This window comes from Sporosarcina sp. SAFN-015 (genome assembly GCF_051966875.1).
GTDB lineage: Bacteria > Bacillota > Bacilli > Bacillales_A > Planococcaceae > Sporosarcina.
Window position 1 is genome coordinate 502,378 of record NZ_JBQCKP010000002.1, and the last position, 22,603, is coordinate 524,980.

At 45.8% G+C, this 22,603-nt stretch carries 23 protein-coding genes, 6 tRNA genes and 1 pseudogene; 28 read left to right on the forward strand and 2 right to left on the reverse strand.

Annotated elements, in window-relative coordinates:
- Nucleotides 1-219 precede the first annotated feature (219 nt).
- Complete coding sequence (locus ACTHPA_RS05630) at nt 220-360, forward strand: Lmo0850 family protein (protein ID WP_440499220.1); 141 nt, start codon at nt 220-222, stop codon at nt 358-360.
- Between the two features lie 316 nt (nt 361-676).
- Here ACTHPA_RS05630 and ACTHPA_RS05635 read toward each other — a convergent pair whose 3' ends face one another.
- Nucleotides 677-1,909, reverse strand: coding sequence for an FtsW/RodA/SpoVE family cell cycle protein (locus tag ACTHPA_RS05635; protein ID WP_440499178.1), 1,233 nt, complete (start codon nt 1,907-1,909; stop codon nt 677-679).
- Between the two features lie 289 nt (nt 1,910-2,198).
- On the opposite strand from ACTHPA_RS05635, the gene ACTHPA_RS05640 reads away from it, so the two are divergent.
- The 6 genes from ACTHPA_RS05640 to ACTHPA_RS05665 all read left to right on the forward strand — a co-directional run bounded on the left by ACTHPA_RS05640 (nt 2,199) and on the right by ACTHPA_RS05665 (nt 9,278).
- Nucleotides 2,199-3,263, forward strand: a complete 1,065-nt coding sequence (locus ACTHPA_RS05640) for a D-alanine--D-alanine ligase (RefSeq protein ID WP_440499179.1) — start codon at nt 2,199-2,201, stop codon at nt 3,261-3,263.
- 12 nt (nt 3,264-3,275) lie between these two features.
- Nucleotides 3,276-4,649 carry a UDP-N-acetylmuramoyl-tripeptide--D-alanyl-D-alanine ligase gene (locus ACTHPA_RS05645; protein WP_440499180.1) on the forward strand — a complete coding sequence of 458 codons (1,374 nt, stop codon included), beginning with the start codon at nt 3,276-3,278 and terminating at the stop codon, nt 4,647-4,649.
- Entirely contained in the window at nt 4,646-5,350 is a 705-nt protein-coding gene (locus tag ACTHPA_RS05650) for an alpha/beta hydrolase (protein ID WP_440499181.1), read from the forward strand. The genes ACTHPA_RS05645 and ACTHPA_RS05650 overlap by 4 nt, the downstream gene beginning before the upstream one ends.
- Before the next feature lie 355 nt (nt 5,351-5,705).
- Nucleotides 5,706-7,190, forward strand: coding sequence for a DEAD/DEAH box helicase (locus ACTHPA_RS05655; protein ID WP_440499182.1), 1,485 nt, complete (start codon nt 5,706-5,708; stop codon nt 7,188-7,190).
- 113 nt (nt 7,191-7,303) lie between these two features.
- The gene (locus tag ACTHPA_RS05660; RefSeq protein WP_440499183.1) at nt 7,304-7,783 is read left to right on the forward strand and encodes a PH domain-containing protein; all 480 of its coding nucleotides are present in this window, start codon (nt 7,304-7,306) and stop codon (nt 7,781-7,783) included.
- The gene (locus ACTHPA_RS05665; RefSeq protein ID WP_440499184.1) at nt 7,773-9,278 is read left to right on the forward strand and encodes a PH domain-containing protein; all 1,506 of its coding nucleotides are present in this window, start codon (nt 7,773-7,775) and stop codon (nt 9,276-9,278) included. Before ACTHPA_RS05660 ends, ACTHPA_RS05665 begins: the two co-directional genes overlap by 11 nt.
- Before the next feature lie 35 nt (nt 9,279-9,313).
- Here ACTHPA_RS05665 and ACTHPA_RS05670 read toward each other — a convergent pair whose 3' ends face one another.
- Entirely contained in the window at nt 9,314-9,916 is a 603-nt protein-coding gene (locus tag ACTHPA_RS05670) for a rhomboid family intramembrane serine protease (protein WP_440499185.1), read from the reverse strand.
- A 98-nt stretch (nt 9,917-10,014) separates the two neighbouring features.
- On the opposite strand from ACTHPA_RS05670, the gene acpS reads away from it, so the two are divergent.
- The 21 genes and pseudogenes from acpS to ACTHPA_RS05775 all read left to right on the forward strand — a co-directional run bounded on the left by acpS (nt 10,015) and on the right by ACTHPA_RS05775 (nt 22,359).
- Nucleotides 10,015-10,368 (forward strand): holo-ACP synthase, encoded by a 354-nt coding sequence (acpS, locus tag ACTHPA_RS05675; protein WP_440499186.1) that lies wholly within the window; start codon nt 10,015-10,017, stop codon nt 10,366-10,368.
- Nucleotides 10,369-10,455: 87 nt separating this feature from the next.
- Nucleotides 10,456-11,457, forward strand: coding sequence for a LolA family protein (locus tag ACTHPA_RS05680; RefSeq protein WP_440499187.1), 1,002 nt, complete (start codon nt 10,456-10,458; stop codon nt 11,455-11,457).
- Nucleotides 11,458-11,529: 72 nt separating this feature from the next.
- Nucleotides 11,530-12,636: an alanine racemase gene (gene alr, locus ACTHPA_RS05685; protein ID WP_440499188.1), complete on the forward strand. Its 1,107-nt coding sequence runs from the start codon at nt 11,530-11,532 to the stop codon at nt 12,634-12,636.
- A gap of 171 nt (nt 12,637-12,807) precedes the next feature.
- The gene (locus ACTHPA_RS05690) at nt 12,808-13,074 is read left to right on the forward strand and encodes a transcriptional regulator (RefSeq protein ID WP_440499189.1); all 267 of its coding nucleotides are present in this window, start codon (nt 12,808-12,810) and stop codon (nt 13,072-13,074) included.
- Between the two features lie 4 nt (nt 13,075-13,078).
- Nucleotides 13,079-13,429 (forward strand): type II toxin-antitoxin system PemK/MazF family toxin, encoded by a 351-nt coding sequence (locus ACTHPA_RS05695; RefSeq protein ID WP_060205884.1) that lies wholly within the window; start codon nt 13,079-13,081, stop codon nt 13,427-13,429.
- A 327-nt stretch (nt 13,430-13,756) separates the two neighbouring features.
- Nucleotides 13,757-14,587, forward strand: a complete 831-nt coding sequence (locus ACTHPA_RS05700; protein ID WP_440499190.1) for an RsbT co-antagonist protein RsbRA — start codon at nt 13,757-13,759, stop codon at nt 14,585-14,587.
- Nucleotides 14,584-14,946 (forward strand): STAS domain-containing protein, encoded by a 363-nt coding sequence (locus ACTHPA_RS05705; protein ID WP_060205888.1) that lies wholly within the window; start codon nt 14,584-14,586, stop codon nt 14,944-14,946. The genes ACTHPA_RS05700 and ACTHPA_RS05705 overlap by 4 nt, the downstream gene beginning before the upstream one ends.
- 2 nt (nt 14,947-14,948) lie before the next feature.
- Nucleotides 14,949-15,358, forward strand: a pseudogene (locus tag ACTHPA_RS05710) (anti-sigma regulatory factor).
- A gap of 14 nt (nt 15,359-15,372) precedes the next feature.
- Nucleotides 15,373-16,383 (forward strand): PP2C family protein-serine/threonine phosphatase, encoded by a 1,011-nt coding sequence (locus ACTHPA_RS05715; protein WP_440499191.1) that lies wholly within the window; start codon nt 15,373-15,375, stop codon nt 16,381-16,383.
- 71 nt (nt 16,384-16,454) lie between these two features.
- A complete protein-coding gene (locus ACTHPA_RS05720; protein WP_440499192.1) occupies nt 16,455-16,796 on the forward strand; it encodes an anti-sigma factor antagonist in 342 nt (113 codons plus the stop codon).
- Nucleotides 16,783-17,256: an anti-sigma B factor RsbW gene (gene rsbW / locus ACTHPA_RS05725; RefSeq protein WP_440499193.1), complete on the forward strand. Its 474-nt coding sequence runs from the start codon at nt 16,783-16,785 to the stop codon at nt 17,254-17,256. The genes ACTHPA_RS05720 and rsbW overlap by 14 nt, the downstream gene beginning before the upstream one ends.
- Entirely contained in the window at nt 17,231-18,016 is a 786-nt protein-coding gene (gene sigB, locus ACTHPA_RS05730) for an RNA polymerase sigma factor SigB (RefSeq protein ID WP_440499194.1), read from the forward strand. Before rsbW ends, sigB begins: the two co-directional genes overlap by 26 nt.
- Nucleotides 18,016-18,612: a PP2C family serine/threonine-protein phosphatase gene (locus ACTHPA_RS05735; protein WP_440499195.1), complete on the forward strand. Its 597-nt coding sequence runs from the start codon at nt 18,016-18,018 to the stop codon at nt 18,610-18,612. Before sigB ends, ACTHPA_RS05735 begins: the two co-directional genes overlap by 1 nt.
- An 88-nt stretch (nt 18,613-18,700) precedes the next feature.
- Nucleotides 18,701-20,860, forward strand: a complete 2,160-nt coding sequence (locus ACTHPA_RS05740; RefSeq protein WP_440499196.1) for a Tex family protein — start codon at nt 18,701-18,703, stop codon at nt 20,858-20,860.
- A 21-nt stretch (nt 20,861-20,881) separates the two neighbouring features.
- Entirely contained in the window at nt 20,882-21,337 is a 456-nt protein-coding gene (locus tag ACTHPA_RS05745; RefSeq protein WP_440499197.1) for a SprT family protein, read from the forward strand.
- 168 nt (nt 21,338-21,505) lie between these two features.
- Nucleotides 21,506-21,580: transfer RNA gene (locus ACTHPA_RS05750), tRNA-Glu, on the forward strand.
- Nucleotides 21,581-21,683: 103 nt separating this feature from the next.
- Nucleotides 21,684-21,758 (forward strand) — tRNA-Gln (locus tag ACTHPA_RS05755).
- 191 nt (nt 21,759-21,949) lie between these two features.
- Nucleotides 21,950-22,025, forward strand: a tRNA-Lys gene (locus tag ACTHPA_RS05760).
- 65 nt (nt 22,026-22,090) lie between these two features.
- Nucleotides 22,091-22,177 (forward strand) — tRNA-Leu (locus ACTHPA_RS05765).
- Between the two features lie 21 nt (nt 22,178-22,198).
- Nucleotides 22,199-22,275, forward strand: a tRNA-Arg gene (locus ACTHPA_RS05770).
- Nucleotides 22,276-22,285: 10 nt separating this feature from the next.
- A tRNA-Gly gene (locus ACTHPA_RS05775) sits at nt 22,286-22,359 on the forward strand.
- The last annotated feature ends 244 nt before the right edge of the window (nt 22,360-22,603 follow it).

Sequence of the window (22,603 nt, forward strand, 5' to 3'; positions counted from 1 at the left end):
GTATAGACGTTAATCATTTCAATCGCAAGCTTTTATTTTTAGTTCTTGTATAAAGCATTTACAAAAGGCGAACAATTTGTAACATAATTGAAAGATTTAAAAGTGGACAGGAGTGGTATGATGTGTATAGATGAAAATTGGTATGAATTTCATATCAATGATGAAACTTTCCAATGCGAAGATACGTCAACAACATATAGAAAGGTCGAGGTGGAAAAGATGGCGAAAGAAAAAGTTGATTTGAAAAAAATCATCACCAACTTGGCGAAGTTGGGTGTTTCGGCAACAGCAACGAAATCCCGTATGGAAATGCTGAAAGCCCTCGCGCCACCTTCAAATGACCCACAAATTCAGTCATAACAAAAACCTCCCGCATGCGGGAGGTTTTTTTCGCTTTGCGGTATTGTCCAGCTCTGGGCGCCCTCCGCTTTTCTTACTGTCCAGCTCCAACGACCAGGTCCTCGGGTCATAAGCCGGATCGGCTGTGCGGCAAAAAGCGCCGCTTCGCCAATCCGTCTTATACCTTTCGGACCTAACCGGTCGTTTCCGCTTTTCTTATTGTCCAGCTCCAACTACCAGGTCCTCGGGTCATAAGCCGGATCGGCTGTGCGGCAAAAAGCGCCGCTTCGCCAATCCGTCTTATGCTTTTCGGACCTAACCGGTCGTTTCCGCTTTTCTATTCATCGTCATCCGAACTAAACATATACGTCCGATGATGGAACTTCATGCTGAAGACGAGGCCGATTGCGAGCATGTTGCCCATTAATGAACTGCCCCCGTAACTGATAAATGGCAATGGAATACCTGTTATTGGCAACAATTGGATCGTCATGCCGATGTTTTCGAACACGTGGAATGTGATCATTGCGATGATGCCTGCGCAAATGTATGTGCTGAATGGATCCTTAAGTTCAAGCGTGATTTTCGTCATATGATAGATCAGGAAGAAGTAAAGGCAAATAACGACACTCGCGCCGATGAATCCCCAATCTTCCCCGATGGTGCTGAAAATGAAATCGGTATGGCTCTCGGCCACATAAACTTCACGCCCTTGAAACCCTTTCCCGAATATTTCTCCCGACCCGATGGCATTCAGTGATGTGATGAGATGTCGCCCTTCATTCGACGCATACGAATAAGGATCGAGCCATGAGTAAATTCGTTCAAGCTGATACGGCTTAACGCCGAGTTTCGCCAAGAAGTCTTGAGCGTACAACGCCATCCACAGAAGTGTTCCCCCCAAGGCGGCAGTGCCGATGAAAATCGGAAGGATAATCCGCCAAGTGATGCCCGCGACGATGATTAAAGCAGTCGTAATGGCGATGAAGACGAGACCGGTACCCAAGTCAGGCTGAAGCATGATGAATAGAAATGGAATGCTGAAAACTGCAAAGATTTTACCGAGCAGCAGAAAGTCTGTCTGCAACGTCTTTTCCAAGTAGCGTTCATGGTGTTTCGTAATCGTGCGTGCCATCCCTATGATAAAGAACGTTTTCATAAATTCGGCTGGCTGAATGCTACCGATGCCGAATGGAAGGTGGAACCAGCTTTTTGCTCCGTTTCTGCGAGCGACAAGATCCAAGCTATCAGGCAAAATGTAAAGTGCAACTAAGAGGAATACCCCGCCTCCATAAATGATCCAGGCGGCTTTCTTATACTGTTCTGGCTCCAAATACATTGTAATTGCGATGATAATAGAGCCGATGACATACCATTGGATTTGCGACGGGATGAAGTTTATCGGGACGGAGTTTATCTTGTATTGTCCTGTCGTCTGAGCGGATGCGATGGCGATAATGCTGATCGTGAAGAATAAAAGCATAATGAACGCAAGCGGCCAGTCGAACCGGTCTACGGGTTTTTTATCTATATTCATATATTTCACCTTATCAGTTAATTGGTTTGGCATGGAAACCTCATATTATTATAACGGAAAACAGTTTGTTTGTACGGATTTTTCTATAAGTCAATTATTCAAACTACTCATTGCCCGTGCATACATATACAGTGAATGAAACTTTCAATCTATAGTATAGCGTATACCGTGTCCATATTCATGTCCTTCAAAGTGACGTCCCGCCAGGCAGGAAGTTGCCTAGAAACAAAAAGGTCCTTCTGTATCATGATATTTTACGAACGGGCAAGTCGTTTCGTGGTAAACTAAAGGAACGAAATCTAACGGTAAATGAGGGAGATCGATGAAAAAGAAATTGGGTTTAGTGTATGGCGGGAAGTCCGCAGAGCACGAAGTATCCCTATCGACTGCTACGGCGGTAACGAATGCAATTGACTTTGACAAATATGAAGTGATTCCTGTCTATATAACGTATGAAGGTGAATGGAGGAAAGGGGAACCGCTCGCCGCCCCTGCGGAATCGATTGAACAGCTGCGATTAAAGCGTGCTGATGGGAAGCCTGACAGCATCCACGATTTTCTAAACGGCAACGGAACGCCGGACATCATTCTGCCCCTATTGCACGGGACGAATGGGGAAGACGGAACAGTTCAAGGGCTGTTCGAAGTAATGAATATCCCATATGCAGGAAATGGAGTGCTATCTTCTTCTGCGGGTATGGATAAAGTAATTATGAAACAGCTTTTCAACCAAGTTGGGCTGAAGCAAGTTCCTTACGTCTATTTCATCCGAACTCAATGGAAAAAGGACCAAGAGCATTGGGTGAAGAAAATGGAGAAGGAATTGACGTTCCCGATGTTCGTAAAGCCGGCAAACTTAGGTTCAAGCGTCGGCATTAGCAAGGCGACTGATCGGGAAAGCCTTATTGCCGCAGTTGAATTCGCATTGAAATTCGACCGGAAAATTATCGTCGAGCAAGGTGTCACTGCGCGTGAAATCGAGGTTGCCATCCTAGGTAATGATGATCCGAAGTGCTCTGTCCTCGGAGAGATCAAACCGGTAGCGGCATTTTATGATTACGAAGCGAAATACCAAGACGGCAATACGGAGCTGCTCATCCCTGCTCCGGTAACCGACGAAGTGGAAACGACATTGAAGGATATGGCGATCCGGGCATTCAAAGTGCTTGATTGCGCTGGACTAGTGCGCGCGGACTTCTTCGTGACAGACCAGGATGAAGTGCTTATCAATGAGATCAATACGATGCCTGGCTTCACACCGACAAGCATGTTCCCGTTGCTCTGGCAAAACACAGGAACGTCTTACCCGGAATTGATTGATAAGCTGATTGAACTTGCACTTGAACGGCATGAAGAAAAGAAACAGATACAATATACAATGGATTGAGTGTGATAAAGAATGAGACGTTTATTGACTGAATTGGCGGGTTGGCTACAGGCTGAAGGGCAACAGATGGACGAAGTCGTTGTAACTGGTGTGTCGTTCGATACGCGCACATTGAAGGAAGGCGACCTGTTCATCCCGTTCCGCGGCGAACAGGTGAATGGCCACCAATTCGTCCGACAAGCGATTGAAAAAGGGGCGTCAGCGTCCCTTTGGATGAAAGATGAACCGAACGCACCTGCAGATATCCCGCTTATTTTCATCGATGATCCGGAACTCGCGCTGCAGCAGCTTGCACGCGCCTATCGGGATCAACTCGCATGTAAATTCATCGGCATTACCGGTTCGAACGGCAAGACGTCGACGAAGGATTTAGTTGCTAGCGTCCTATCGCCTTATTTCAATGTGCGAAAGACGGAAGGCAATTTTAATAATGAATTAGGATTGCCGTTGACTATCCTTTCATTGGATGAAAATACGGAAGTCGCTGTCCTTGAAATGGGGATGAGCGACTTTAACGAAATTTCGTTCCTCTCATATTTGGCGAAGCCACACTACGCTGTCATTACGAATATCGGTGAAGCGCATATGCAAAATCTCGGATCGCGTGAAGGGATCGCCAAAGCTAAATTCGAAATCATTGATGGCCTTCAGGACGATGGCGCTCTTATCTATGATGGCGACGAACCGTTATTAAATACGCTAGTTGCTGATCATCCGGAGCTGAGAGCGATTTCTTTCGGATACGGAGAACACGTGCGTCTTTCTCTCGATTCAACAGAATCGGGGGATGAAGGAAGCCGTTTTGCCGTCAAAGGAATTATCGATAGCCAATTTACAATACCGGTTTTTGGATCCCATCAAGTGAAAAATTCGCTCGCTGCGATTTTGATTGCGCATGAACTCGGTCTTAGCAATGAACAGATTGACACGGCACTTCGTCAGTCAAAGCTTACGGATATGAGAATGCAGCCGGTCGTCGCGCAAAACGGAGCGCTTTTCATTAATGACGCATACAATGCGGCGCCGACATCCATGCAAGCGGCCCTTTCATTCTTGAAAGAAACGAAGCTTCGTTCTAAAAAATGGGCTGTTTTGGGAGATATGCTCGAACTTGGCGAAAATGAACGGCATTACCACGAATCGATTGCCGGACAGCTAGGCACAATACATGCAAACGGAATTCTTTTATATGGCCCGCGAATGAAGTGGCTTTATGAAGAGCTTAAGAAAAATGGGAATGAAACAAAAGTCATCTGGTCGGAGAACGACTACGATCCATTGATTGCGGAGCTCCTTTCATCCATTGACAAGGACACAATCGTCTTGCTGAAAGGGTCAAGGGGAATGGCGCTGGAAACAATTATGGATGGCGTGCTGCAAGCATGAAAACAGGCGTGTTGTTCCTCCATGGCTTTACAGGAGGGACGTTTGAAGTCCGCCCTTTCATTCAGTATGTGGAGGAAAGGACGGACTGGATCACTTCTATCCCGATCTTGCCGGGACACGACTTTCCTATCGATTTACGCAAAGTATCGGCGGAATCGTGGATGATGGAAGCGGAGCTCGCCCTCAACCGGTTACGGAAGGAAGTTGACCATATCATCATTGTCGGCTTCTCGATGGGCGGCATCATCGCCCTGTACTTGGCATTGCGGTACAAAGTCGATAAGCTCGTACTGCTTAGTGCGGCAGCGAAGTATATTAGTCCCCGCATACTGCTGGAGGATGCAGCCATTATGCTTGCCGAATCCGTAACGAAAAAGTATCCGCCGAACACGTTTTATCATTTGTATGACTACAAGTTGCGGAATACACCGCTTCATGCCGCAAAGGAATTTGTGCGGGTCGTCAAAATGGTGGAACCGTATTACGGTAAGATCACAACGCCGGTTTGCGTTGTACAAGGAAAGAAGGACGGCATCGTTCCTTTTTCTACAGCGGAGCATCTATTGCGTTCTCTCGGTTCGGAGCAGAAGCAGCTCATCATCTCCGAAAACGGGAAACATCATATTTGCTATAGTGATGACTGCCATGAATGGTACACAAAAGTATATGAATTCATGAAGAAAGACTTATACGAATTCTGATTATTACTTTTAAGGCGGATTGATTGCGGATGACCGTCAAGCGTGATAAACTACTATAAGTATTGGATACATTTACACGAGACTCTTCCGGTGGCGAAGAGTACTTTTTTTTGAATAAAACGGTTTACAGTCTCTCGAAGCACTACACTGGAGACTAACCCGATCGGCAAAGACCAGCTTTCCTTTCACAATGCCTCTGAAATTTATGAAGTTCAGCCATTTGAACTTTTGCCCACTCCAGAGAAAACAAAATATCGGAAACGTTCCCATAGAAGTTTAAGGCTCGAATTTGCCGTGCTTTCATTTGCAAATGTAACCAATTGCTAAATGAAGAAACTAAAGGAGATTGAGAAGTTTGACGAAATTTTCAGAACTAAATATTAGCGAATCCACACAAAACGCTCTACAGCGCATGGGATTTGAAGAAGCGACACCGATCCAAGAAGGCACAATCACATTCGGCATGGAAGGCCGCGATGTAATCGGTCAGGCACAGACAGGTACAGGTAAGACTGCTGCTTTCGGTATTCCGATCATCGAAAAAATCGATGTGAACAATCCTGCAGTACAAGCACTAGTCATTGCACCAACACGTGAATTAGCGATCCAAGTGTCCGAAGAAATCTATAAAATCGGATACGGCAAACGCGCGCGTGTGTTAACTGTATACGGTGGCCAGGAAATTGGCCGGCAAATTCGAGCTTTACGCAATAATCCACAAATTGTTGTTGGAACTCCGGGACGTATTCTTGACCATATCAACCGTAAAACGTTGAAATTGAACAATGTAAATACGCTTGTCCTTGACGAAGCGGATGAAATGCTTAACATGGGCTTCATCGAAGACATCAATACGATTTTGGCAGCCGTACCGGCAGAACGCCAAACGCTTCTGTTCTCTGCAACAATGCCTCCAGCAATCCGTAAGATTGCGGAAACATTCATGAAAGAGCCGGAAATGGTGAAAATCAAGTCGAAAGAAATGACAGTCGAAAACATTGACCAATTCTTCGTGAAAGCACAAGAAAGAGAAAAATTCGATGTCCTTTCACGTTTGTTGAACGTTCACCAACCTGAACTTGCAATCATCTTCGGACGTACGAAGCGTCGTGTTGATGAGCTTTCACATGCATTAAGTATCCGCGGTTACCTTGCTGAAGGAATCCACGGCGATTTGACGCAAGCAAAGCGTATGTCGGTTCTACGCCAATTTAAAGATAATAAAATCGATATCCTTGTTGCAACAGACGTGGCAGCACGTGGATTGGATATTTCAGGCGTAACGCATGTTTACAACTTCGACATTCCACAAGATCCGGAAAGCTATGTACACCGTATCGGCCGTACAGGTCGTGCAGGCAAAAGCGGTATGGCGATCACATTCGTAACACCGCGTGAGATGGGTTACCTACGTGTCGTTGAAGAAACGACGAAAAAGCGTATGACTCCACTTGAGCCGCCGACAGAAGACGAGGCATTGATCGGACAACAACGTCTTGCGATAGAACAGCTATCGGAGATTGTTGAGAAAAATGAACTCAACGACTATAAGGCACTAGCATCTGAGCTTCTTGAGAAATTCGAAGCGAAGGATATCGTCGCGGCTGCGATTAGATCATTGACGAAAGAACCAGATGACACACCTGTTAAAATTACGGAAGAACGCCCATTGCCATCGCGCAAAACGGGCTCCCGTGATCGTGGCGGCTTTAAAGGAAGCCGTGGCGGAGGACGTTCACACGGTGGCGGACGCGGTTATGGCGGAGGCGGCGGTTCACGTCGTGGAAGCCGAGACGGCGGCGGACGCAGAGATCGTTCAAGAGGCAAATCGGAAAGATAATACACACCCCGGAGAGATGAAACTTCATCCTCCGGGGTTTTTTCTTTTTCGAAATGAAACATTTTTATTATCACTACGTATACAATGGAAGAATAGAAAGAGGTGTTGTGGAAATGAGAGTTCAACCTGCAAACAGGATTTCTCCGAAAGGCTTGAAAGTTTGGCGATTATACGGCTTAATTCAAACAATCATTCTCGCGTTGGTAGCCATTGGCGGCGGCGTGCTCGTATACATATTCGAATGGCCATGGTGGATCTATCCGATTGAAGCTATCGTTCTCGTACTATTCGCCTACTTCATCATCATTTTGTTTCCAAAGGTGAGATGGATGAGATGGCGCTATGAAGTGAGAGAATCTGAAATTGAATTGCAGCACGGCCTTTTCATCGTAAAAAGGACGCTCATCCCGATGGTTCGTGTCCAGCATGTCGACACATCACAAGGTCCGATTTTGCGGAAATATGGATTGGCTGAAATCTCGATATCAACAGCTGCCACAGTCCATACAATCCCAGCGTTGATCATGGAGGAAGCTGATGAACTGCGCGGCAGGATTTCCGTGCTTGCAAGGGTGGCGGAAGATGATGTCTGAACAGCAACGTTATAAACTTCATTGGATCACTGCAATTATCGAAGTGCTGAAAACCATGAAAGAGGCAATCCTGCCGCTCGTTGTTTTAATATTTGCGAATGGATGGAAACGTGGAGGGACAGGGCTATGGTACATTGATTATTTGTCCTTCATCATTTTCGGAGTCTTGATCATCGCGTTGGCCATTGCGGGAATTGTGAAATGGAGACGGTTTGAATATTGGTTTGAGGATGATGAGCTTAGGATCGAGTCAGGTTTATTCGTGAAAAAGAAACGATATATCCCGTTCGACCGAATCCAGAGCCTGGATTACACAGAAGGAATTTTCCATCGGCCGTTCGGGCTTGTGAAAGTGAAAGTGGAAACAGCGGGCAGCTCCTCGGCGAAGCAAGCGGAAGGGGAATTGACGGCGATTACGAAAGAAGCCGCTGAACGTGTCGAAAAGGAAATGGCCGAAGCGAAGAAACGGCAAAGGGAAATGCCGATCACAGAAGGCGAAATGGTGAATCTTATCGAGGAAGAGATACCTATCGAAGAGGTATCGAAGTTACGAAAGATCTTCACGATGACGACAAAGGATTTGTTGGTGCTCGCTACGACTTCTGGCGGTGTTGGAGTGATCTTGTCCGGGGCGGCAATTTTCCTTTCTCAGTTCAGTGATCTCATTCCGTTCGAGTGGATGTTTGAGGAAATTTCCGCATTCATCAAATTCGGTGTGTTAATTGTAGCAATTGCTGTGTTCCTTGGATTGCTCGGTGTATGGATATTATCTGTCGTGATGACATTCCTTTCTCATTTTAATTTTACGATTGAACTGGATAAGGAAGATATTATCATTACGAGAGGGCTGCTAGAGAAGAAGAAAGTAACCGTTCCTTTGAAGAGGATCCAAAGTGTTGTAGTCGTCGAAAATCCTTTCAGGAAGCTATTCGGCTATGCTTCCGTAGCAATCCATAGCGCAGGGGGAAGCATTGGACAAAGTTCGAAAATTAATTTATTCCCGATTGTGAAAAGGAACAAGGTGGAAGCTTATTTGGAGGAGATTTTCCCTGACTTGTGTTTGGAGGAGCCTACGAAAAAGCTGACGGCGAAGGGAAGGCCGTTTTACTATCGCATTGACTTTGTCTGGATGCTACCCGTCATCGGTGCCCTCATATACTTCTTTTTTCCGTACGGTCTGTTTTCGCTCGCAATCATTCCTGTCATCATCGCATACGGCATGTGGCAGCACCGCTCAGCTGCGTATGATATGATCGGGAACCAATTGACGATGCGGTTCAGGGCATTCAGTTTGCAGACGGCCTACATGATGAAAAAACGGGTCCAGTCGATGGAGATGAAACAAAGCTACTTCCATAAACGGAAAGGTGTAGCGACGATTATTGCCAATATTAAATCGGGCATGGGCAGCTATCACGCAACCGTTCAACATATGGAAGTGGAAGAGGCGGAAGAAATTTTGAGCTGGTATGAGAAAGGCAAATCTGTCGAATGAAAAAAGCCTGCGAGCGTTCGCAGGCTTTTAAATATCTAACGCCAACTGATGATCCTCTTCGGATGGAAGTAGCTTAATCCGATGATGAAGCCGACGATCAGGCCGGCGATATGTCCGATGACATTGACGCCAGGCTGAAGGAAGGTCATAATCACGCTAATAACGATGATCGGCAGCATAATTTGACGCAGCTGGGGAAATGCATTTTTCGTATAGTAGACGAGTGCACCAAAAGCGCCGAAAATACCGAATATCGCACCGCTCGCTCCGACATGGGGAATGAGGTCATCTCCGAGGAAGAAGTAGGCGATGTTCGCAAAAATCCCCGACAGCAAGTAGATCGTCAGAAAGCGCGCCTTGCCGGCAATCCGCTCAAGCTCGGGACCGAAGATGAACAGCGAAAACATATTGAACAATAGATGCATGAGACCTGCATGTAAAAACATCGGCGTGACGAGCCGCCACCATTCACCTTCGGAAATCAATGGATTGTACCCGACACCCATATAATACAAATACCGGCTCCCTTGAATCGGTAATCCCGTTACAATGTAAACGAGGATGTTGATTGCTAGCAATGCGGTTACGAACGGATATAAACGGATATATTGGGAGAAGTTTTCTCTTCGAATAAACATCTATTTCACCTGACCTTTGGTTTTTATTATACATAGTTTATGAACGGATAAGAAGTATGAACTACTAGCGAAAATAGTGCGTGAAAGGGACGAAGACAATGATAACAGGCATCGGATTGGATATTGTGGAATTGGAAAGGATTGCAAAGTTAGATGAAAGATCGGATAAATTCCGGCTGCGCATCTTGACTGCAAAAGAGTTGGAACTGTACGAATCACTCCAGCCGCATCGGAAGATTGAATTTCTCGCGGGGCGGTTTTCTGCGAAAGAGGCATTTGCGAAAGCGAGAGGAACAGGAATCGGCAATGGTTGCCGGTTCGAACAAATAGAAATACTCCCGGAACCGTCCGGGAAGCCGGTGTTGTCCTTCGATGGCAAGGCTGTGGCAGGGTTTGTCTCCATTACTCATACGAATACAGTTGCTGCCGCACAAGTCATTTTGATGAAATAATGTTTTTGAAATTGAACAAGCTCGCATAAATGACTGTCCACTCTCATAAGATGACCTACCCGATTGAAATGAGAAAGGATGAACTGTATGCGCAGCCGAATTTTTGTTTTATTGCTAGTTGCAATCATGACACTGCTAGCAGCTTGTGGATCACCGTCTAAAGAGGATGTCATGAAGAAGCTCAGTGGGAAGTGGAACGAGACGAAAGGGTATGAATTGCAGGCGACAATGGAAATTAAGACGGGGTCTGAACCAAGAGTGTACGACGTAACTGTATGGCACACGAAGCCTGATTTTTACAAAGTCAACGTTTCACAAGCGGGTAGCCAAGATTCTCAAATGATCGTCAGAAATGAAGAAGGTGTTTTTGTCATCACGCCGTCACTCGGAAAAACGTATAAGTTCCAAAGTGATTGGCCGACGCAAAACAGCATGCCGTACTTGATCGGAACATTATCGGACGATATCAAGGCGGATAAGAATTCTACGATGCAAGAAAAGGATAAGACGTATATATTCGAAACGGCATCAAGGAATAACCATAAGAAAGTCCTTCCGACACAACAAATCCATATTGATAAGAAAACATTGCTGCCGAAGTACGTGTCGGTCATGGATGAAAACAAGGAAGAAAAGATTCGTGTGACGTTTAATAAAATCACACTTGGTGTAGAGCATAAGGCATCTGACTATGCAGTCGATATGGAAGGCCAGCCCGTAAAAAAACCGCAATCGACTGAAGATGGCCAAACAGGAATGATGAAGTACTATCCTAACTTGGATTGGGAAGGTACAGTCGTTGAAGAAGAAATGGTCGCAACAGAGAACGGGGTTCGAACATTCATGACTTTCAGCGGCGCAGACAAGGAATTCGTAGTCGTACAAGAGCCGGCGGAAACTCCGGACAATGAACTGCCAGTCTCTATCGAAGGAGATCCGGTCGACCTGGGCTTTACAGTGGCGGCATTGACGGCTAACTCAATCCGTTGGGAGCAAGATGGAGTAGCTTTCTTTGTAGCATCCTCCACATTGACACCTGACGAATTAATAGAAGTGGCGTCTTCCATGCATCCGGAAGATAGCAAATAAGTTAGAATTAATTGACGTAGAAAGCTAATAGGATTGATAATAGAATCATCAATAGAAAAACGAGGGATTCATGTGGAATATTATCGTCCTACGAAAGCAATCGTCGATTTACATGCGATACAAGAAAACATTAACAGTTTGAAACAATATTTGCCTCATCATACTTCCGTCATAGCCGTCGTAAAAGCGGACGGCTATGGCCATGGTGAGGTTGAAGTCGCACAAGCCGCAATTGAAGCAGGGGCTCGGATGGTATCGGTTGCGACACCTGATGAAGCCTTACATTTGCGAGATGGGGGCGTTACTGCGGATATCCTTGTGATGGGCCCGTCCCCGGTTAGTTTTGCGGAAAAGGCTACAGAACTCGGAATCCGTGTCACTGTTTCGGATGCACAGTGGCTTCGTCAAGCAAGTGAGATGATTGAGAGAGTAGACCGCCCGTTGAATGTCCATGTGAAAATAGATAGCGGCATGGGTCGTATCGGTCTGCGAGATGAAAAAGCCATCCGAGAAATTAGTGAAGTAATTGAAGGAACGACTACTATACGTCTTGAAGGGACTTTCACTCATTTCGCCTGTGCGGATGAGGAAGACTCTTGCAGAACAGAGGAACAATTCAACCGGTTCATGGAATTGGTGGACAAATTCCCGCAAAGGCCACCACTCGTCCATGCTTCGAACAGTGCAGCAACGCTGCTATATCCGGAATATGCACTCGATGCTGTCCGTTTTGGCATCAGTCTCTACGGCATCGCGCCTTCATCATATGTCGGAACGAAATTGCCGTTTGAGCTGAAAAAGGCTTTCACGCTCGAGACAGAACTGGCTTATGTGAAAAAGCTTGAAAAGGGCAGCAAGATCAGCTACGGGGGAACATATGAAACCGAGCAGGATGAATGGATCGGCACATTGCCGATCGGCTATGCAGACGGTTTGAAACGTGGGCTTCGCGGGCAAGAAGTGTTGATCGCTGGCGAACGGATGCCGATTGTCGGAACGATTTGCATGGACCAATGCATGGTAAAGCTGCCTCGTGAATTGCCGGTCGGTGAGAAAGTGACATTGCTCGGACGACAAGGCGAGGAAGAGATCACGATGGAAGAATGGGCGGACCGGCTCGGGACGATTCCTTACGAGATTGCGGTTACAATTGGAAAACGTGTACCGAGAATATATTGAACCTCACATGGATAAGATGTATACTGTTCCAACTTTCGACAAAAGACCACTTTATTTGAAGATTCTTGTCAATAAAAATCCTTCTTTGTCTTCTCATTGTCGAAGTTCAATGGTAAGATAGATTTTGAATAGAATCGATCGAGGGAACGGGGTCTGTCGGAGGTGCTAGAATTGCGAGAGAAAAACATAAAAATCGTAAAAGTATCTAAAGGGAATGAAATTGAACATACGGCCGTCCATCAGGAGCCGGAGCGTGGAGAATTCGTTTACGTTTCAACGAAGCGGAATATGACAGATCGTGAAGCGGATACGATCCGTGAAGCGATGATGATCGGCTACGTTGAAATGTCGCAAATCAACTTACGAATTGCAAAGGAATGCTTGCATGCGGAACTCGAAGCCCAGCATACGGTGGAACGTCTCGTAAGCGGAGGATGAAAAGTTGGCAATAAAACGTGGGGACGTCTTTTTTGCAGACCTGTCACCCGTCGTTGGTTCAGAACAGGGAGGGACGAGACCGGTCCTTGTTATCCAAAACGACATAGGCAACCGGTTCAGCCCTACAGTGATTGTTGCAGCAATTACTGCACAAATCCAAAAGGCTAAATTGCCGACACACGTTGAAATTGATGCGGAACGGTATGGGTTCGAGCGGGATTCCGTAATCCTGCTCGAGCAAGTTCGCACAATCGACAAGTCAAGGCTGACGGATAAAATTACCCATTTGGATGAACCATTGATGGAAAAGGTAGACGAAGCGTTAGAAATCAGCTTCGGGTTAGTTAAATTTTGAATACATATGTAAAAGCACTGCGGACCTCGACTTCCGGAGTGTTTTTTGTTTTGTGGGTAATCTTGAGCATGCGGCATTCACAGTTAGGTGTATATTACGCGCTTTATGCGTTGTTTTAGCGAATTATGCGCTCGTTGTTGCATTTATGCGTCGTTTTATCCATTTATGCTTCGAATTCAGGACTTATGCACTTAATCGGTGTTTTATGAGCTATTACGGCATGCTGCGCGTTTTTCCAACCTTAGTTGAAATAGCTGTCCAATTCAACTTTTTTCTGTACAATGGACATATGGGATTTTCATTTTGGCGAGGAGGCAATTTGACGTAATGAATAAAATAATGGTAGAAGGCATCAATCAGAATATGGATGAAATCATCGACCGTTGGATAAAAAGGATGAAGGAAGAGAAGGGAGAACGTTTCTTCCACTTCATGCCTGACCATCTTGTCGAAAAAACAAGCCGAGAATTCGCAGTGCTTATGACTTCCAATATTACCGATTCATCCGCTGCAAATACCGAAAGGATTAACGACTTCACCGAGAAAGTTGTACGGTTCGGCTGGGCGATCAAGTTTGTGAATAAGGCAATCGACAATTTTTCAGATGTCGTATACGAATTTCTGGAAGAGAAAGAGATCATTAACGACAGCAATCTGAGGGCTTTCAACGTCCTGTTCAGAAATTGGATCAATCCATTGCGGGAAAGCATTATTGATGCATATTCGACGGAATGGGAAAGAACGGTCAGCTTGCAAAAAATCGCATTGCAGGAGCTGTCCGCGTCTTTGATTCCAGTATTCGACAAAATTTCGGTCATGCCTTTAGTCGGAACGATCGACACAGAACGCGCGAAGTTGATTATGGAAAACCTTTTGGAAGGCGTAGTGAGCCAGCGGGCTGATGTAGTACTGCTCGATATTACCGGAGTCCCGGTCGTGGATACAATGGTTGCGCATCATATCATTCAGGCGGCGGAAGCGGTGCGTTTAGTCGGAGCGAAGTGCATGCTTGTCGGTATACGACCTGAAATCGCACAAACAATTGTAGCCCTTGGTATTGATTTACACGAATTCACGACAAAAAGCACATTGCAAAGGGGAATGCAAGCTGCTTTGGGAATGACGAATCGAGCAATCGTGGAGGTGAAAGCTAATTGAATGCACGTATACCGATTTTGAAATTGAATGAAGTCCTCATCGTCTCTATCCAATGGGAACTGGATGACCAGACGGCTATTCAATTTCAAGAAGATCTGTTAAATAAAATGCATGAGACTGCGGCACTCGGAGTTGTAATCGACTTGACGCCGATTGATTTCATTGATTCCTTCATCGCAAAAGTATTGGGGGATGTGATCAATATGACAGGATTGATGGGCGCAAAAGTTGTAATTACTGGCATTCAGCCAGCAGTCGCCATTACATTGATCGAGCTTGGTATTCGATTGAATAATGTAATGACAGCACTAGACTTGGAAAACGGTTTGGATAAACTTTATAAAGAATTGGAGGCCTGACAATGAACTTTAGGTCTTCTGTAGAGATAATCACGGAATGGGATATCGTTGCTGCAAGGCAGTTAGGGCGTAACGAAGCAAAGAAGGCCGGTTTCGGAACCGTCGACCAAGCGCGTATCACGACCGCAATCAGTGAATTGGCGAGGAATATTTATTTGTATGCGGGTATGCGGGAAAAGGGAAGATCGAGATTGAAAGAGTAACGGAGGGCGGGTTATTCGGCATCAAGATCATCGCCTCCGATGAAGGACCAGGAATTCCTGATTTGCGTAAAGTGATGGAAGACGGCTTTTCAACTTCGGGCGGTCTCGGAGCAGGAATGCCGGGAGTAAAGCGGCTTATGGACGAGTTCAAAGTTGTTTCGGAACCTGGGGCAGGGACAACTATTACGACAACAAAATGGCTTCATTGAGGAGGTGATGGTGGATGCCACAAGAAGTCGGAAGGCAGTACAAAGAGATAATGAAAAAATATTTGGAGAGCCATAGCGAAGAGGATCTCTATGTCGGGCAACAATTTAGCAGGCGATTCATTGAAAAAGAGATTGCGCCGGAAGATGTTATCAGCATACACAAAAACGCATTACTCGAGCTTCATCCTCAACTGCGAAACGAAGTGTGGGATTCACTGGACTTTCTGATCGAAATGATGATCCACTACGGGCTTACATTGCGTGAGCATCAAAGCCTCATTCGTAAACAGGAAGCGATCCAAATGGAAATGAATGTCGCGACGAAAGTGCAAGATACTTTGCTGAAAACGAAAATGCCAAGCGTCAGCGGGCTGGACGTCGGGTATATTTCGCAGCCGGCAAAACAGATGAATGGGGACTATGTCTATTTCCTTAATAAGGAGCATGAATCGGGCGTCGCCGTAGCAGATGTGATCGGTAAAGGGATTCCTGCGGCGTTATGCATGTCCATGATCAAATTCGGCATGGACGGCTTGCCCGATGAAAATACGAGCCCCAAAAATGTACTTGGCATCATTAATCGAATTGTCGAGAAAAGTGTTGACGACTCGATGTTCATTTCCATGTTTTACGGCAAATATAATTCCGAGGATACGACGTTCTCGTATGCATCTGCTGGACATGAACCGGCATTGCATTTCGATTCCAGAGCTGACGTGTTTTCAGAATTAGACGCAAAAGGACTTCTTCTCGGCGTCAAACCGGATGCTCAATATGAGGAGCATTCGGTAGTGCTTAACGACGGGGACTTCATTGCAATGATGACGGACGGCGTTACAGAAACAAGAACTGCAGATGGATTTATCGACATTGCAACAATTCAAGATCTTCTTCACGAAGTGAAAGATCGATCTGCCCAGCAAATTGCGGAGCATGTCTATCATACTCTTTCTGATCTTCAAAACTATCGACTGAGCGATGACTTCACGATTGTAATTTTTAAAAAAGAGCCGAAACGGGTTTAATTTTTTGAGTGGCGGGTATGAAGATGTGTAGTGTATTATCCAACACAAAAATCGAGAGTCGGGGTGCAGAAATGAATTTACAGGTTGAGTTACTAGAAGAAAATAGTGTTCAATACTTTAAGGTTGTCGGGGAAATAGATGCATTCACGGCACCTGTGCTGAGAGAACGTTTAGCGGCCGTGGAAAATATTCAAGGATTGAAAGCTGAGCTGGACCTATCCGAAGTGGACTATATGGACAGTACAGGCCTCGGTGTTTTCGTCGGTTTTTATAAGGCCGTTTCCGCAAATGGCGGACATGTGAAGATAACGGGCTTAAACAAACGTTTGAACCGCCTATTTGAAATTACCGGTCTGAATGAAATTATCGATATTGAACAGAAGGAAAGTGAGGACAATAATGCAACATTATGATTATATAGAAATCAAAATACCCGCAAAAGCTCAATACGTTGGTGTTGCAAGATTGATGATTTCGGGAATCGCAAGCCGGCTAGGGTTTACATACGATGACATCGAAGACTTGAAGATCGCTTCAAGCGAAGCAATCACGAACGCTGTCCAGCATGCTTACGGCGAGGATGAAGAGGGAGAAGTCGTTGTCGGGTGCGCTTTGTATGAAGAGCGGTTGGAAATCATGATTGCAGATCACGGAGCGAGTTTCGACTTTGAAGAAACAAAAAAACATATTGGACCATATAGCGACACATCAGATGCTCGTTTCCTCCGCGAAGGGGGACTTGGGCTTTATTTGATGGAGACGCTCATGGATGAAGTGAAATTTCATCATGAGGAGGGCGTGACGGTCTTTATGACCAAATATCTCGGCAGAGAGCGGGGCGAAGAAGATGTCAAACGAACAGCCAACTCATAAGCCGGATACGAAAGAACAAGTATTGGAATGGATCAGGCAATACCAAGAGACAAATGATGATGAAGCGCAGACGAATCTCGTCCTTCATTATGAACGGCTCGTCCACTCCATCGCCCGTAAATATTCAAACGGGAAACCGTATCATGAAGATATTGTCCAAGTCGGCATGCTTGGGCTCCTCGGAGCGATCCGCCGATATGATCCGGAACTAGGGCGCAGCTTCGAAGCTTTTGCCGTACCGACGATTGTCGGGGAAATCAAACGGTTCTTGCGCGATAAAACATGGGCAGTACATGTGCCTAGGCGCATCAAGGAGCTCGGTCCGAAAATTAAGGCCGCGGTCGAAGCGTTGACGATTGAAATGCAACGTTCACCTCTCGTAAGTGAAATTGCGGAATACTTAGGTACCGATGAAGAATTAGTCTTAGAAGCGATGGAGATGGGAAGGAGCTACCAAGCTCTTTCGATGGACCATACGCTGGAAGCCGATTCGGAAGGCGGCACAGTCACCTTGTTCGATATTATTGGTGAAGCGGATGATGGTTTTGAGCGAACGGACCATCGACTCGTTGTGGCGAATGCGCTCAATGTGTTGTCGGAACGTGAAAAGCAGATCATCCAGTATACATATATCGAGCAGTTGAGCCAAAAAGAAGCGGGTGAACGTCTCGGTATTTCGCAAATGCATGTTTCAAGACTGCAACGGAAAGCGATTAAGAAACTTCAAGAAGCCATAGTGGCAGCCGGTGGTGCATCGTAGTGGAGACGTTCAAAAATGATCATGTAGAGGCGTATGTCTATAACGCAGCAAAGCATGGCAATATGGAGTCGGGGGATACGTATTATATCCATTCCGAAGAAGATTACTTCATCTGTGCGATTGCTGATGGTTTGGGAAACGGAGTAGTCGCAAGACAATCCGCGGAAGTCATCCCACATGTCCTCGAGCGCTATCATCATGAATCTCTCGATGAACTGCTGAGCCGGTGCAATGAATATATGGTTCAAAAACGCGGTGCGGCCGTTGCGATCGTGCGCGTGAATTATAAGGAAGGCACGATTGAATACAGCTGTGTCGGAAACGTCCGACTTTACATTCTACACGGCTGCGACAAGATGATATATCCTCTGCCTGTCATGGGATATCTTTCAGGAAGACCGCAAAAAATGAACACGCAAAAATATAAGTACGACGTAGGCGATTTATTTTTCCTTCACTCGGACGGAATTACGCTGAACAGTCCGAAAGCAAGTATGAAGCAAAGCTCTAACGCCTATGACTTGTACAAAATCGTAAAAGAATCCGCACAATCCGGCGACGACGCGACATTCATCGCCGGTAGCCTGCTTCAGTAAATTGAAGCAGGTTTTTTTCATGGGCTGGATTGGAGTAAGTGCAACGGGAAATGGTAAACTTATAATAAGAAAGAAAGGGTGGGAATGAATGACGGATAAACTAATAGCAGCAACAGCAAAAAGAGCATCGATCAGTACGAAGCAAACCGCAAATGTCATCTCTCTTCTTGACGAAGGCAATACGGTCCCTTTCATCGCGCGGTACCGGAAAGAAGCAACCGGATCCCTCGACGAAGTGGAAATCAAGGCGATCGAGGACGCGTATCATTATGAAAAAGGACTGGAGCAGCGGAAAGAGGAAGTCATCCGGTTAATTGAAGAGCAAGGAAAACTGACTGACGAGCTGAAGAAGGACATCGAATCTGCCACTGTTTTGCAGCGGATTGAAGACTTGTATCGGCCGTACAAGCAGAAAAGACGCACCCGTGCGATGATTGCGATCGAAAGTGGACTTGAACCGTTGGCGGACAAATTGATGGCATTCGGTCCGGAAAATCCGGAAGACTTTGCATTATCATTTGTGAATGAAGAAAAGAATATTGCATCCGTAGAAGAGGCACTTGCGGGAGCGCGCGATATTATTGCAGAACGGATTGCAGATGACGCAGCGCTCCGGGAAATCGTTCGGAAACTTGCCTGGTCGGACGGTCAAATGGCTTCCACGTTCCGTAAGGGCGCTGAAGATGAACGTGGCGTATATGAAATGTACTACGAATATGAGGAACCGTTGAAAAAAATTGTTCCACACCGTGTGCTTGCTTTAAATCGAGGTGAAAAAGAAGAAGTTTTACGCGTAGGTGTAGCATTTCCGACAGAGCGGATTGTCGGCACCCTCGAACGAGAATTAATTAAAAAACAGCAATCTCCATCTGCGGTGCATGTGAAAGCAGCGACGGAGGATGCATTCAAACGGCTGATCGCACCATCTGTCGAGCGCGAAATTAGGACAGCTCTGACGGAAAAGGCGGAAGCCCAAGCAATTCATGTATTCTCGGAAAACTTGAAGAGCCTTCTATTACAGCCGCCGCTAAAAGGCAGAATGGTACTAGGCGTCGACCCCGCTTTTAGGACAGGCTGTAAATTAGCGGTCATTGACGAAACTGGGAAGATGCTCGAAGTGTCGGTTATTTATCCGCATCCTCCGAAGACAGACAAGGAATCTTCTAAGAAAACGATTCTTTCGCTACTAGCGAAATACAATATACCGATTATCGCAATCGGAAACGGAACTGCATCGAGGGAAACGGAAAAATTCATCGCGGATTGCATTAAGGAGTCGAAGGATCCGGTTGCATACGTCATTGTCAATGAAGCAGGAGCGAGTGTTTACTCGGCATCCGCTCAAGCGCGAGAAGAGTTCCCTGATCTGCAGGTCGAACAGCGGAGCGCCGTTTCCATTGCGAGGCGATTGCAGGATCCATTGTCCGAACTCGTGAAAATCGATCCTGAATCGATCGGTGTTGGACAATACCAGCATGATGTTGCCCGGAAGAAATTGTCCGAGTCTTTGTCGTTCGTCGTTGAAACAGCAGTAAACCGGGTAGGTGTGAACGTAAATACCGCCTCTTCTTCGTTGCTGCAATACGTGGCGGGCCTTTCAAAGACGGTTGCAGAAAACATCGTCAAGGCGCGTGAGGAAGAAGGGCTCTTCCACAAACGTACCCAACTGAAGAAAGTTCCGAGACTCGGTGCGAAGACATATGAACAAGCGATTGGCTTCCTTCGTATACCGGAAGCAAAAGACCGTTTCGATTCGACAGGTCTCCATCCTGAAAGTTACTCTATTGCGGAACAAGTATTGTCGGAAGCCGGAGTGGACAAAAGTCTGTTAGGGAAGGAAGAGGCGGTCGATGCTTTATCCGCATTGGATAGCAAGGCGCTTGCAGAGAAACTGGATATCGGCGAAGTGACATTGCGCGATATTATAGACACATTGAAGCGGCCGAACCGAGATCCGCGGGACGACTATCCGCAACCGATTTTAAAAGCGGACGTTCTCGACATGAAAGATTTATATGAAGGACTTGAGATGCAAGGGACCGTACGGAATGTTGTCGACTTTGGCGCATTTGTCGATATCGGCGTTCACGAAGACGGCCTTGTCCATATATCGAAATTGAAAAAAGGCTTCGTCAAACACCCACTGGACGTCGTCGCTTCTGGTGACATCGTAACCGTCTGGGTGGAAGCTGTAGATAAAAACAAAGGCAGAATTTCATTGACAATGATTCCGCCTAAAGGGAATTGATTCACAAACGTGAAAACGAGCATGACTCAAAGTGAATTGCAGCAACTCGTCCAACGACTATCTATAGAAGCATTCGGAAAACCATTCAAACACGAAGCCCGATTCAACGCCCGTCTTCGAACGACGGGCGGACGCTATAAATTGCTCGACGGCTCCATCGAAATCAACCCTGCTGTTCTTGCACTTTACGATAGGGAAGAACTCGTCGGCATTATTAAACATGAGCTATGCCATTACCATCTGCACCAAGAAGGAAAAGGATATCGCCATGGGGACGTGGACTTTAAAAAACTATTACGAGAAACCGGCTCGCCAAGATATTGCAAGCCACTAGGGAAGGCAAACAGCAAATCCAAAAAGATCTATCTATATGAATGCAAATCCTGCCGTCTTGAATACAGACGGAGAAAAAGAATGGACGTACGGAAATATCGTTGCGGTAAATGTGCCGGTGAGATTGTCTTCATACAAAATTAAAGCCCTCGCCAAGCCGCTTAGCTATGGGCTTGGCAAGAGCTTACTCACATCTTCAAAAAAAAGTTCAACAAAAGTATTGACGGATGGATGATCAGTGTCTATAATAGGAAAAGTCGATTAGGGAATGACGTTAAAGCAAATTGAACTTCCTACTCGAATTAATAAAACGGCCCCTTGGTCAAGCGGTTAAGACACCGCCCTTTCACGGCGGTAACACGGGTTCGAATCCCGTAGGGGTCACCAACTTTTTATGTATAACTTCTATGTTTATGTTCATAGTAAAAAGGGTAAACGAAATAAGCGCCTTAATTTACAAAGAGAAAGACATGAAGATTAATCAAATCGTTGGGGTATAGCCAAGCGGTAAGGCAACGGACTTTGACTCCGTCATTCGTTGGTTCGAATCCAGCTACCCCAGCCAAACTTTTTAAGCGCTTCGCGATTAAAAAGTTTTGCGAGAAACGCCTTTGGCGTTTGGAGCAAATCGGTTTTAATAACCAAAGCACTAATCCTTAAAAGGAATAGATGCAAAATAGCTTTAAAACAAAAGCAATCCAACGTCTTCATATAAAAGGATCTCATTCCTTAACAACAAGACATAACACCAAGCACGAGCCATTAGCTCAGTTGGTAGAGCATCTGACTTTTAATCAGAGGGTCGCAGGTTCGAATCCTGCATGGCTCACCATTTTCTTTAAAAAACTTATTGACATTCTTACTGAGAGTTGTATAATAAAGTGTGTCGCAAATAATGCGGTAGTGGCGGAATGGCAGACGCGCTAGGTTGAGGGCCTAGTGGGGGTTAACCCCGTGGAGGTTCAAGTCCTCTTTACCGCACCAAATTCCATATTAAAAAACCGAGCGCCCGTAGCTCAATTGGATAGAGCGTCTGACTACGGATCAGAAGGTTATGGGTTCGACTCCTGTCGGGCGCGCCAAATTTCATACGCGGGTGTAGTTTAGTGGTAAAACCTCAGCCTTCCAAGCTGATGATGAGGGTTCGATTCCCTTCACCCGCTCCAATTATTTTTAAAAAAACGCTTGACGCGTTTTGGGTAATGTGTTATATTAGTAAAGTCGCTAAAAGATAGCGATGAAATGAACCTTGAAAACTGAACAGCAAAACGTCAACAAATAAAGTCTTGCAGCCGACTTGTCGGTGAAGAGACGAAACGAATCTTTGGATTCAAAATTGACATCTTAAATGATGCCAGCAAGAAACTCGAGCTACTCGAATTTCTCTATTATGGAGAGTTTGATCCTGGC

Excerpts from the sequence above, each read along its gene's own strand:
- ACTHPA_RS05740 (WP_440499196.1), top strand. The coding sequence starts at position 18,701 with ATGACGGATAAACTAATAGCAGCAACAGCAAAAAGAGCATCGATCAGT.
- ACTHPA_RS05680 (WP_440499187.1), top strand. The coding sequence starts at position 10,456 with ATGCGCAGCCGAATTTTTGTTTTATTGCTAGTTGCAATCATGACACTG.
- ACTHPA_RS05635 (WP_440499178.1), bottom strand. The coding sequence starts at position 1,909 with ATGCCAAACCAATTAACTGATAAGGTGAAATATATGAATATAGATAAA.
- ACTHPA_RS05650 (WP_440499181.1), top strand. The coding sequence starts at position 4,646 with ATGAAAACAGGCGTGTTGTTCCTCCATGGCTTTACAGGAGGGACGTTT.
- acpS (WP_440499186.1), top strand. The coding sequence starts at position 10,015 with ATGATAACAGGCATCGGATTGGATATTGTGGAATTGGAAAGGATTGCA.
- sigB (WP_440499194.1), top strand. The coding sequence starts at position 17,231 with ATGTCAAACGAACAGCCAACTCATAAGCCGGATACGAAAGAACAAGTA.
- ACTHPA_RS05630 (WP_440499220.1), top strand. The coding sequence starts at position 220 with ATGGCGAAAGAAAAAGTTGATTTGAAAAAAATCATCACCAACTTGGCG.
- ACTHPA_RS05715 (WP_440499191.1), top strand. The coding sequence starts at position 15,373 with ATGCCACAAGAAGTCGGAAGGCAGTACAAAGAGATAATGAAAAAATAT.
- ACTHPA_RS05665 (WP_440499184.1), top strand. The coding sequence starts at position 7,773 with ATGATGTCTGAACAGCAACGTTATAAACTTCATTGGATCACTGCAATT.
- ACTHPA_RS05645 (WP_440499180.1), top strand. The coding sequence starts at position 3,276 with ATGAGACGTTTATTGACTGAATTGGCGGGTTGGCTACAGGCTGAAGGG.
- ACTHPA_RS05700 (WP_440499190.1), top strand. The coding sequence starts at position 13,757 with ATGAATAAAATAATGGTAGAAGGCATCAATCAGAATATGGATGAAATC.
- ACTHPA_RS05745 (WP_440499197.1), top strand. The coding sequence starts at position 20,882 with ATGACTCAAAGTGAATTGCAGCAACTCGTCCAACGACTATCTATAGAA.
- ACTHPA_RS05640 (WP_440499179.1), top strand. The coding sequence starts at position 2,199 with ATGAAAAAGAAATTGGGTTTAGTGTATGGCGGGAAGTCCGCAGAGCAC.
- ACTHPA_RS05660 (WP_440499183.1), top strand. The coding sequence starts at position 7,304 with ATGAGAGTTCAACCTGCAAACAGGATTTCTCCGAAAGGCTTGAAAGTT.
- ACTHPA_RS05670 (WP_440499185.1), bottom strand. The coding sequence starts at position 9,916 with ATGTTTATTCGAAGAGAAAACTTCTCCCAATATATCCGTTTATATCCG.
- rsbW (WP_440499193.1), top strand. The coding sequence starts at position 16,783 with ATGCAACATTATGATTATATAGAAATCAAAATACCCGCAAAAGCTCAA.
- ACTHPA_RS05720 (WP_440499192.1), top strand. The coding sequence starts at position 16,455 with ATGAATTTACAGGTTGAGTTACTAGAAGAAAATAGTGTTCAATACTTT.